The sequence below is a fragment of the Flavimobilis marinus genome (assembly GCF_900113055.1).
Lineage (GTDB): Bacteria > Actinomycetota > Actinomycetes > Actinomycetales > Cellulomonadaceae > Flavimobilis > Flavimobilis marinus.
This window is the reverse complement of record NZ_FONZ01000007.1, coordinates 16,794-27,962: the sequence shown is the minus strand read 5'-3', so window position 1 is coordinate 27,962 and position 11,169 is coordinate 16,794. Positions and strand designations below refer to the sequence as shown.

The following is an 11,169-nucleotide window of genomic DNA, read 5'->3' as shown; positions in this document are numbered from 1 at the left end:
TTGCGTGACTTCACGCGGATCGCGCGCCGGTTCGCGGTGGTGGCTGACCCTGAGTCGGACGAGCGGGGCTACCGGCTCGCGTCCGAGCGTGAGCATCTGGACCTGTCGCCGACGATCGGCGGGTACCACGTGCAGGGTTTCTTGGCCGAGGAGCACGGTCAGCTGGTGCGCACCGCGCTCGGGGCCGTGATGGGCACGGCCGAGCCGGGCTGCACGCAGAGCCCGGCCAAGCGGCGCGCGGTCGCCCTGGCAGGGCTGGCCCGCCAAGCGCTGGACGAGGGGCGGTTCAGGTCCACCAATGAGCAGGGCCCGGCGGGCGATCGCCTCGCCGAAGGTGCCCGTGCCGTGGGCGAGGACTCGTGGGGTGCGCGGGATGGTTCTGCTCGCGATGGTTCCCCGGCCGTCAGGCCGCATCTGACCGTGACGGTGTCCTGGACCGAGCTCACGCACCTCCTGGGCGCGAATACCGCCGCGAGGGCTGACGCCATCCCCGCCACCAGCGCCACCGAAGACCTTCACGCCATGAACGCACAGGAATGGCAGCATCTGCTCGAATCTCCACCCGCGACCTGGAGCGACGGCCGCGGACCCGTGCCACCAGAAGTCCTCAAAAGAATAGCCGCTGATTGTGCCCTTACCCGCGTGATATTCGGACCCGAGTCGCAAATACTCGACGTCGGCCGCGCCCAACGCACATTCACCGGACCGCGGCGGAAAGCGATCATCGCCCGTGACCAGCATTGCGTGTGGCCCGGCTGCCACGAACCGCCCGAGCATGCCCAGATCCACCACGCCCGCGTGCACTGGGCCGACGGCGGGCGCACTTCCACCGACAACGCAGCCCTGCTGTGCTGGTACCACCACGACCACGTCGACACCCGACGCATCGCCATGACCTTCACCAACGGACGCTGGCACTTCGATGCGCCGGGCAGCTACGGCATCCGAGGCAGCGACGGCAGAGGAGCTGGCGGACGTGGCCGAGCGGTCGCGTGAGGACTTCACCCGATGTCGTAGGTGGTAACGCCCGCGGTGCCCCTGTCGGCGTCTGGGCGTGCCGCGGTACGTTGCGCGCCCATGCCCAGGACGAGGAGCCATCGTGGCCAACCCCAGTGCTAAGCCTTGCCCCCGTTGCTACGCCCTGATCCCTCTCGCGCTCCACGCCGGCCACGCACACTGGCACCGCGAGCTCGAAGGTCCCCTCCCGTCCGAGGAGCACACAGGCGCCGACGGGCAGCGTGACGGCGGCGGCCCTGACCGACCGGCCGGAGTGACCGGTCGGTACTAGATCGACGCGCTAGCAACCAGCTCAACACCGGCGGCCGCCATCTTCTCCCGGGCTGCGGCGCCCTGGTCAGGCGTGACGGGCACGGTGAGATCCGTCAGCACACGCACCGGGTACCCGAGCGCGCGCGCGTCGAGCGCGGTGGCGAGCACGCAGTGCGACTCGGCGATCCCCACCACGTCGACGGCGTCGGTCCCGGCCTCGGCGAGCAGCTCCGCGAGCGTGCGCCCCTCGGCGTCGACGCCCTCGAACCCGGAGTAGGCCGCGGCGTACATGCCCTTGCGGACGCTGACGTCGGGTGCCAGGTCGGCGAGCGCGGGGTGGAGCTCAGCCTCAGGAGTGCCGGCGATGCCGTGCGGGGGCCACGTGTCCACGAAGTCGGGCTCCTCCGGCGGAGTGGCGAAGTGCGCACCCGGGTCGATGTGCCAGTCCTGCGTGGTCGCGACGAACGCGTACTCGCTTCGGCGCTTGTCCGCGTGCTCGGCCACCCGACGCGCGACGTCGTTGCCGCCCTCGACCCCCAGCGCGCCGCCCTCGCAGAAGGTCGGCTGCACGTCGACGACGAGCAGGGTGCGGCGCAGGGCGGGGGAAGGTGTGGCGTCCATCCCTCCACTTTGCCACTCCGTGCTCGACGAGCGCAGCCGCACGGCAGGCCGGCGCCGCGCCTGGTAGAAACGAAGTACGAGGGCCCACCCGAGGAGGACGTCATGGCCGCCAGCGATGCAGCGTCAGGACGATCCGTCGCGTACTGGGTCAACCTCGTGGACGCGCTCGTCGAGCAGGCCGCCGACGACGCCTTCGACGACAGCGGCGTCACACGCCGCCACTGGCAGGTGTTCACCGTCATGTCCGACGGCGTCCGCAGCGTCACTGAGGTCGACGAGCGCCTCGGCACCGTGCTCGGCGGCAAGGGGTCGACGTACTCGCTCGTGGACGACCTCCGCCGACGCGGCTGGATCGCGGGTGCCGAGGGCGAGCTCCACGTGACCGTCGCGGGCGAGGAAGCCTACGACGAGCTCCGCACCATCGTGGCCCGCAACCGCGAGCGGATCGCGAGCGGGATCGCAGCGCGCGACTACGAGGTCACCGTGGCGACCCTCGAGCAGATCGCGCGAAACCTGGGCTGGAGGCCCGGTGCCTGACCCGACCACGCCCGACCCGACCACGCCTGACCCGACCACGCCCGACCCGACCACGCCCGACCCGACCACGCCGCCGTCGGCTCCCGACGCGCACGCTCGCGAGCCCGCTGCTCTGACGCGCAAGGTCGTGGCCGGTGCGTCGCTCCTGCTCCTCGTCGTCGTCGGTGCCGTCGCGATCACGCAGCTCACCGGAACGGATGACGCCCCCGGGATGCTGACCGAGCGGCCCGGCGTCGCAGCCCCGACGCAGGACGACGCCGACCCCGACGCTCCGGGCGTGGACTCCGATGCCGCGCCGGAACCCGGCGCGTCCGAGTCCCCGAGCCTCGAGCCCGTGGTCCTGGTGCCGCGCGTCGACGTCGTCGACCAGACCGTGGTCGCCGAAGGCCTCGACGTTCCGTGGGGCCTGGCGGAGCTTCCCGACGGCGACCTCCTGGTGACCCTGCGCGACCGGGCGCAGATCTTGCGCGTCAGCGACGCGAGCGGCGGCGGCGGTCCGGTGGCGCTGACCGGACCCGGAGCCGAGCAGCTCCTCACCGAGACGGTGCCGCAGGGTGAGGGCGGCCTGCTGGGGATCGCCGTCGCGCCGTCCGGCCCGGATCCGGACGCCGGGACGGACGCCAACGCCGGGACCGACCCCGCGACCGACACCGACACCACGACCGACCCCGCGACCGCCCCCGACGCCGTGACCGTGTTCGTCTACAGGACGGGCGCCGAGGACAACGCCGTGCTCCGCTCGACGCTCACGGGCAACGACCTCGCGCCTTGGGAGCCCGTCGTCACTGGCATCCCCCGAGCCGGGGTGCACAACGGCGGAGCGCTGGGCATCGGCCCTGACGGGCACCTGTACGTCGCGACGGGCGACGCCGGGGACACGAGACTCGCTCAGGACATCGAGTCCCTGGGCGGGAAGATCCTGCGCGTCGCCCTGGACGGCACGGTCCCGTCCGGCAACCCGATCCCCGGGTCACCGCTGTGGTCGTGGGGGCACCGCAACGTGCAGGGCCTCGACTGGGACGACCGGGAGCGCATGTTCGCCTCCGAGTTCGGCCAGAACGACATCGACGAGCTCAACCTCATCGTCGCCGGGCAGAACTACGGCTGGCCGCGCGCCGAGGGCCCGGGCGGTACCCAGGACGGCTTCGTCGACCCCGTCGCCTGGTGGAGCCCCATGGACGCCTCCCTGAGCGGGCTCGCCGTGACGTCGGAGGGCATCTATCTGGCGGGGCTGCGCGGCGAGCGGCTCTGGCGGGTGCCGCTGGGCGCCGTCGTCCGCCCCGAGGCCATCGAGCCGCAGGCGCTCCTCGTCGCCGAGCACGGCAGGCTCCGGGGGCTCCTGGCCTCCGACGACGGCCTCCTGGTCGCGACGTGCAACACCGACGGCCGGGGGGAACCCGCTGAGTCTGACGACCGCATCCTGCGGCTCACCCTCGCGCCCGCAGCCGGGTAGCCGCCCGCGAAGGCGGGCGGGTCCTGCCACGGGTCCTGTCACGGGTCCCGCCCCGTGGACACCTCCGGCGGGACGAGGTGCTGCTCGGTCCTAGGATTGCGCCATGGCGACCTCGAAGTCCTTCTACCTGACCACGCCGATCTACTACGTGAACGACGCCCCGCACATCGGGCACGCGTACACGACGGTCGCCGGCGACGTCCTGACCCGGTGGCACCGCCAGCGCCAGGAGGACGTGTGGTTCCTCACCGGGACCGACGAGCACGGCCAGAAGGTCATGCGCACGGCCGAGGCCAACGGTGTCACCCCGCAGGAGTGGGCCGACCGCCTCGTCGACGAGTCGTGGGTGCCGGTCCTCGAGACCCTCGACGCCCGCAACGACGACTTCATCCGCACCACGCAGGAGCGCCACACCTCGCGCGTGCAGACGTTCATCCAGCGCCTGTACGACGCCGGTCAGGTCTACCAGGGCAGCTACGAGGGTCCGTACTGCGTGGGCTGCGAGGAGTACAAGCTCCCCGGCGAGCTCGTCGACGGCACCGGTGAGCACGAGGGCGAGAAGCTGTGCCCCGTGCACGGGCGCCCGGTGGAGATGCTGTCGGAGGAGAACTACTTCTTCCGCATGAGCGACTACACCGACCGCCTGCTCGCGCTGTACGAGGAGCACCCGGAGTTCGTGCAGCCAGCCAGCGCGCGCAACGAGGTGATCGCGTTCGTCAAGAGCGGGATGAAGGACCTGTCCATCTCTCGCAACACCTTCGACTGGGGCATCCCGCTGCCGTGGGACTCCTCCCATGTCCTCTACGTGTGGTTCGACGCCCTGCTCAACTACGCGACCGCCGTCGGGCTCGGGGACGACGACGACGCCGCGCGCGAGCGCTTCGAGCGCATCTGGCCGGCCGACGTGCACCTGGTGGGCAAGGACATCCTGCGGTTCCACGCCGTCATCTGGCCCGCGATGCTCATGGCCGCCGGCCTGCCGCTGCCGACGACGATCTTCGCGCACGGCTGGCTGCTCGTCGGCGGCGAAAAGATGAGCAAGTCCAAGCTGACGGGCATCGCGCCGAGCCAGATCATCGACCACTTCGGCTCCGACGCGTTCCGCTACTACTTCATGCGCGCGATCACGTTCGGCCAGGACGGCTCGTTCTCCTGGGAGGACATGTCCGCCCGCTACAACGGCGACCTCGCGAACGGCCTGGGCAACCTCGCCTCGCGCGTCGCCGCGATGGTCGGCAAGTACTTCGACGGCGCCCTCCCGCAGGCGGGGGAGCGCACCGACCTCGAGACCAACCTCGAGGCCGTGGCCGCCAAGGCCGTCGCTGACGCCGAGGCCGCGATCGACCGGATCTCGCCGAACGACGCCATCAACGCCGTCTGGACCCTCGTCGACGCCGCGAACCTGTACCTGACCCAGACCGAGCCGTGGAAGGTGGCGAAGGACCCCGACGCCGTCGGCCAGGGCGGTCGCCTCGCCACGATCCTCGCGACGGCCGCGGAGGCCCTGCGGTCCCTCGCGGTGCTGCTCAACCCGGTCACGCCCAAGGCGAGCGCCGGGCTGTGGACCCTGCTCGGTGCCGACGCCGCCCTGGGCGGGCTCGACGCCCAGCCGGTCGCGAGCGCCGCGACGTTCGGTGCGCTGCCCGCCGGCACGACGATCACCAAGGGCGACGCCCTGTTCCCCCGCCTGGAGGACCCCGAGGTCTGAGCAGGGTCTCCACGCCCTCGGCACGCACGATCCGGGGAGGCGAGGCAGGATGGCCCAGGGCCGGACGACCGGCCAGACGACCGGACACCGGCCGCACAGCTGGCCGCCCGACCGGCCGCACGACGAGAGCGAGGTGAGCATGGGACGACGTGACCGTCCGCGCGGCTGGCCGCCCACGCCCGAGCCGCTCGGCGTCGACCTGATCGACAACCACGCGCACCTCGACCACGTCGACCGCGTCGAGGACGCGGGCGACTCCTGGGACACCGAGAACGGGCCGACGACGGCGCAGCACCTCGCCCGGGCGCGCGAGGCCGGGGTCACGGCGGTCGTGCAGATCGGCTGCGACCTGCCCGCGGCGCACCAGACCGTCGAGCTCGTCGACGCCCACCCCGAGCTGCTCGGCGGCATCGCGATCCACCCCAACGAGGCACCGCTGCACGCCGGTGTCCGCGAGGTCGCACCCGACGGGCTCGAGCCCGACCCGCGCGAGCACCACGCCACGAGCCTCGACGACGCGATCGCGCAGATCGCCGAGCTCGCCCAGCACCCGCGGATCCGGTGCATCGGGGAGACCGGCCTCGACTTCTTCCGCGGCGGCGAGCAGGCTCGCGAGGTCCAGCGTGCCTCGTTCCGGGCGCACGTCGCGCTCGCCAAGGAGCTCGGCCTCGCGCTGCAGATCCACGACCGCGACGCCCACCGCGACGTGATCGAGCTCCTCGACGCCGACGGCGCCCCCGAGCGCACCGTCTTCCACTGCTTCTCCGGTGACGCCGAGATGGCGCGGCTGTGCGCCGACCGCGGCTGGTACCTGTCCTTCGCGGGACCGGTGAGCTTCAAGGCCAACGACGAGCTGCGCGCCGCCCTGCGCGCCGTGCCGCTCGGCCAGGTCATGGTGGAGACCGATGCACCGTTCCTCACCCCGCTCCCGCACCGTGGCCGCCCCAACGCGCCGTACCTGCTGCCGCTGACCGTCCGGTCCATGGCCGACACCCTGGGCGTCGACCCGGCCGACGTCGGGCGTGCCACCGCGCAGACCGCCCGGGAGGTGTACGGACCGTGGTGAACCTCCTGAGCCGTTTCGCTCGCAGCGATCACTGGGGCAGGTCCCTCATGAAGGTGGCGCCGGGTGCCGATGAGCCTCGTATGGCCGGACGACGCGCAGCGCACCGTCGCCGCCGGGACCTTCGGGTGCCCGCGGCGCAGGCGGGCGTCCTCGCGCTGCTCGTCGCCGGGACCGTCGGCATCATCCAGCACGCCCCAGGCCCGGAGTCGACCCTCGCGGTCGCCGAGGCTGTCGAGCTCAGCGACGACCTGCTGACCGCGCGGGACTCCCGAGCCGTGAGCCGCGGCACCGAGCGTGCCGCCGCCCCGGACGCCGCCCCGCGCGCCGTCGATGTCTCCCTGCACGGCGAGCGCCGCGAGGTCGAGACGACCGGACAGACCGTCTCCGACGTCCTCGCCGAGCTGGACGTGGTCCTGACCGAGGACGACGTCGTCTCCCCGGCGCTGACGACGATCGTCACGAGCGACCTCGAGATCACCGTCTCCGGCATCGAGACGACCACCGAGACCGTCACCGAGACCACGCCCTTCGAGACCACGAAGACGAAGGACGACACGCTCCTCAAGGGCACGACGGTCGTCGAGACCGAGGGCCGCGAGGGCGTGGCGACCATCACCTACCTCGTCCGGTCGGTCGACGGGGTCGAGGTCGAGCGCACGCCCGTCACCGAGGTCGTCGAGTCCGAGCCCCGCGACGAGGTCGTCCGCGTCGGGACGCTCAAGGTCTCCGGCTCCGGGGCCCTCTCGCCGAGCCAGGCCAAGGCCGTCGCCCGTTCCATGGTCGCCGAGCGCGGCTGGTCCTCCGACCAGTACACGTGCCTGGAGAAGCTGTGGACCAAGGAGAGCAACTGGCGCGTCACGGCGGACAACCCGTCGTCGTCCGCCTACGGCATCCCGCAGGCCCTCCCGGGCTCCAAGATGGCCTCGGCCGGAGCCGACTGGCGCACCAACGCCCGTACGCAGATCCGCTGGGGGCTGGGCTACATCGACGGCCGTTACGGCACGCCGTGCAACGCGTGGAGCCACTCCGTGGCGCGCGGGTGGTACTGATCACTTTGCGGCCTTTGCCCCGCTCGGCTGTTGGCATCCGATAACGAATCGGTTACGGTGGCTGAGTCGTACGGCTGGACGGGCAGAGCCCGAGCGCAGGGGCGCCCAGTCAGACACGATCAGCAAGCCGGATCAGGACCCGGTCCGAGCGGCGCCCACGGGCGTCAGGAAGTCCGCCTCTCGCGCACGTCGCGCACCAGGTGGTCGTCCGTCCGCTCGACCCTCTCCTGTGCCGGGACGCACGACGACTGGGACTTCATGCACAACCCCTTCACGCGGACCGCCCCGGCGGCCACCACGACCGACCGCCCCGCTGGACACGGCCGACGCCGTCGCGCGACGCCGATCATCGCTGGCGGCCTCGCCCTCGGTGTCCTCGGCGCAGGAGCGGCCGTCGCCGCCGACGCCCACAAGACCGTCCGGCTCGACGTCGACGGCAAGGTCCGCGAGGTCTCCACCTGGAGCGGCTCCGTCGAGAGCGTCCTGGCCGAGAACAACATCGTCCTCGACGAGCGCGACATCGTCGCCCCGTCCGAGGCCGCGCCCGTCTTCGACGGCGCCGACGTGATCGTCCGCTACGCCCGCGAGGTCGTCGTGTCCGACGGCGAGGAGACCATGGAGGTCTGGACCACCGCGGTCGACGCCTCCGAGGTCCTCGACACCATGGCCGCCCGTGGCGACGACGTCCACCTCGTGGCCTCGCGCTCGAGCGAGCGTCCCGAGATCGGCGTCCGCCTCCCGCAGGGCGAGCCGGTCAACGTGTTCGTCGACGGCGCCGTGCGCACCGTCCCCGCAGGCTTCAGCGACGTCCACGAGGTCGTCGCGGCCGCGGGGGTGGAGCTCGGCGAGCTCGACCGCGTGTCGGTCAAGCACCTCGCGGGCGACGGCAGCGAGCTGACGGAGGCCGGCGGCGAGGGCGTGGTCACGGTCGATATCGACCGCGTCGAGGTCGTCGAGAAGACGTCCAAGAAGAAGCTGGACTTCGAGAGCGTCACCAAGAAGGACGACACGCGCTACGACGACCTCCCCGTCGTCGTGAAGCGTGAGGGCAAGAAGGGCGTGCGGACCATCGTCCGCGAGGTCGTGCTGGTCGACGGCGAGAAGGAGTCCTCCGAGGTCATCTCCGACGAGGTCACCCGCGAGCCGGTCGACGAGGTCAAGGTGCGCGGCACCAAGGAGCGCCCCGCGCCCGAGCCGGTGAAGACCACCCCGAAGAAGAGCACCAAGAGCAAGAAGAGCTCCGGCTCCGACGACGCCCCGAAGGACCAGGGCAAGGCCCCGTCGTCGGGCGTGTGGGCCAAGCTCGCCCAGTGCGAGTCCGGCGGCCGGCCGAGCGTGGTCAGCTCCAACGGGCTGTACCACGGCCTCTACCAGTTCTCCGTCGCGACGTGGAAGAGCGTGGGCGGCTCCGGCCTCCCGTCCCAGGCGTCCGCCGCCGAGCAGCTCAAGCGCGCGAAGATCCTCCAGGCGCGTTCCGGCTGGGGCCAGTGGCCGCACTGCTCGTCCAAGCTGGGGCTGCGCTGACACCAAGCGCCAGCTGGCCACCAGCGCGTGCGGACCGCAGCCTCGGCGAGGCGGCGGACGAACGCGTAGGCTCGCCCCCATGACGCACCACGACGCCCTGCTCGGCCCCGTTCAGATCCGGGAGCTGGCAGGGCGTCTTGGCGTCCGGCCCACCAAGACCCTGGGCCAGAACTTCGTGCACGACGCCGGGACGGTGCGCAAGATCGTCCGCGCCGCCGGGGTGCAGCCGGGGGAGCACGTCGTCGAGGTCGGCCCCGGGCTCGGGTCCCTGACTCTCGGGCTGCTCGAGGCCGGCGCGAGCGTCGTCGCCGTCGAGATCGACCCCGTGCTGGCGGGCGAGCTGCCCACGACGGTCGCCCGCCACCAGCCCGACGCCGCCCAGCGCCTCACGCTCGTCACGTCCGACGCGCTCGACGTCACCGAGCTTCCCGGTCCGCCGCCCGTCGCGCTCGTCGCCAACCTGCCCTACAACGTCTCGGTACCGGTCCTCCTGACGTTCCTCGAGCGGTTCCCGTCGCTCGAGCGCGTGCTCGTCATGGTCCAGGCCGAGGTCGCCGACCGGCTCGCCGCCCCGCCCGGGACGCGCACCTACGGCGTGCCGTCCGCGAAGGCCGCCTGGTACTGCCAGACCCACCGCGCCGCGACCATCGGGCGCTCGGTGTTCTGGCCGGTACCGAACGTCGACTCCGCGCTCGTGTCTATGCGCCGTCGTCCCGCGCCCGAGACGACCGCGACCCGCGAGGAGGTCTTCGCCGTGATCGACTCCGCGTTCTCCCAGCGTCGCAAGACCCTGCGCTCCACCCTCGCCCCCGTCGCGGGCTCGCCCGTCCTCGCCGAGGCCGCCCTGCGCGAGGCCGGCATCGATCCCATGACCCGCGGGGAGCGACTGTCGATCGAGGACTTCGCGCGCGTCGCCGGTGTGCTCCGGTCTGCCCGCGAGGCGCGTGCGGCGGAGGCCGTCGTCGCGCAGACTCCGGCGACGGAGGCCCCCGCGTGACGGGGCAGGCCGCCAGCCCGGTGCCCGTGCGCGTGCGCGCGCCCGGCAAGGTCAACCTCGCGCTGTGCGTGGACCGGCTGGGCGACGACGGCTACCACCGGGTGATCTCGGTGTTCCAGGCCGTGTCGTTGTACGAGGACGTGCTCGCGAGCCCCGCGGACGAGCTGTCGCTCACCGTCGCCGGGCTGCAGGCCGAGCGGGTGCCGACCGACGCGACGAACCTCGCCTGGCGCGCGGCCGAGCTCCTCGCCGCGCACGCGGGAGTGGAGCCGGCGGTCGCGCTGCACATCGTCAAGGGCGTCCCGACGGCGGGCGGCATGGCGGGCGGGTCCGCCGACGCCGCCGCGGCCCTCGTCGCGTGCGACGCCCTGTGGCGCACCAACCTCCCGCGGGAGGAGCTGGCCGAGCTCGCCGCGGAGCTCGGATCGGACGTGCCGTTCGCGCTCGTCGGGCACACCGCCGTCGGGACCGGCCGCGGCCACGAGGTCACCGCCGCCATGACGCTGGGCGAGTACCACTGGGCGCTCGGGCTGCGCGACGAGGGCTTGTCGACCGCCGCCGTCTACGGTGCGTTCGACGACGCCGGGGGAGGCGCGGGCGACTGGGACGACGAGCCGCCCACCGACCTCATGCAGGCCCTGCGTGCCGGTGACCCCGCGGCGCTCGGTGCGACGCTGCGCAACGACCTCGAGGAGCACGCGATCGCGCTCAACCCGGCGCTCGCCGAGGCCGTGCGGGTCGCGCGCCTCGCGGGCGCGCTCGGGGTCGTCGTGTCCGGGTCGGGGCCGACGGTCGCCGCGCTCGGCCGGTCCGCCCAGCACGCCCTCGCGATCGCCGCAGCCATGACGGCGGCGGGCGTGGTGGACGACGTCGCGACCGCGGTCGGCGGCGTCCCGGGCGCCCGGGTGGTCGGCGGCATCGGCGCCTGAGGCCACGGCGCCCCGG

Annotated in this window: 10 protein-coding genes; 9 read left to right on the top strand and 1 reads right to left on the bottom strand. The window is 72.7% G+C overall.

The window, feature by feature from the left end; genetic code table 11:
* Positions 1-996 (top strand): HNH endonuclease signature motif containing protein (locus BMZ30_RS13365; RefSeq protein ID WP_177191385.1); only part of this gene is annotated, 996 nt, incomplete at its 5' end.
* Positions 997-1,284: 288 nt separating this feature from the next.
* On the opposite strand, the gene BMZ30_RS13360 is transcribed toward BMZ30_RS13365, so the two are convergent.
* Complete coding sequence (locus tag BMZ30_RS13360; RefSeq protein WP_093379865.1) at positions 1,285-1,890, bottom strand: isochorismatase family protein; 606 nt, start codon at positions 1,888-1,890, stop codon at positions 1,285-1,287.
* Positions 1,891-1,992: 102 nt separating this feature from the next.
* Here BMZ30_RS13360 and BMZ30_RS13355 point away from each other — a divergent pair, with 102 nt between their 5' ends.
* The 8 genes from BMZ30_RS13355 (at position 1,993) to BMZ30_RS13320 (ending at position 11,153) form a co-directional block, all read left to right on the top strand.
* Positions 1,993-2,427: a MarR family winged helix-turn-helix transcriptional regulator gene (locus BMZ30_RS13355; RefSeq protein ID WP_093379862.1), complete on the top strand. Its 435-nt coding sequence runs from the start codon at positions 1,993-1,995 to the stop codon at positions 2,425-2,427.
* A complete protein-coding gene (locus tag BMZ30_RS13350; RefSeq protein WP_229828795.1) occupies positions 2,420-3,880 on the top strand; it encodes a PQQ-dependent sugar dehydrogenase in 1,461 nt (486 codons plus the stop codon). The genes BMZ30_RS13355 and BMZ30_RS13350 overlap by 8 nt, the downstream gene beginning before the upstream one ends.
* A gap of 103 nt (positions 3,881-3,983) precedes the next feature.
* Complete coding sequence (metG, locus tag BMZ30_RS13345; protein ID WP_093379859.1) at positions 3,984-5,588, top strand: methionine--tRNA ligase; 1,605 nt, start codon at positions 3,984-3,986, stop codon at positions 5,586-5,588.
* A 139-nt stretch (positions 5,589-5,727) separates the two neighbouring features.
* Positions 5,728-6,654, top strand: a complete 927-nt coding sequence (locus tag BMZ30_RS13340) for a TatD family hydrolase (protein WP_093379879.1) — start codon at positions 5,728-5,730, stop codon at positions 6,652-6,654.
* A gap of 80 nt (positions 6,655-6,734) precedes the next feature.
* Positions 6,735-7,703: a resuscitation-promoting factor gene (locus BMZ30_RS13335; protein WP_177191384.1), complete on the top strand. Its 969-nt coding sequence runs from the start codon at positions 6,735-6,737 to the stop codon at positions 7,701-7,703.
* Positions 7,704-7,961: 258 nt separating this feature from the next.
* A complete protein-coding gene (locus tag BMZ30_RS13330; RefSeq protein ID WP_093379854.1) occupies positions 7,962-9,227 on the top strand; it encodes a resuscitation-promoting factor in 1,266 nt (421 codons plus the stop codon).
* A gap of 79 nt (positions 9,228-9,306) precedes the next feature.
* A complete protein-coding gene (gene rsmA / locus BMZ30_RS13325) occupies positions 9,307-10,224 on the top strand; it encodes a 16S rRNA (adenine(1518)-N(6)/adenine(1519)-N(6))-dimethyltransferase RsmA (protein ID WP_093379851.1) in 918 nt (305 codons plus the stop codon).
* A complete protein-coding gene (locus BMZ30_RS13320; RefSeq protein ID WP_219810234.1) occupies positions 10,221-11,153 on the top strand; it encodes a 4-(cytidine 5'-diphospho)-2-C-methyl-D-erythritol kinase in 933 nt (310 codons plus the stop codon). The genes rsmA and BMZ30_RS13320 overlap by 4 nt, the downstream gene beginning before the upstream one ends.
* Positions 11,154-11,169: the final 16 nt, after the last annotated feature.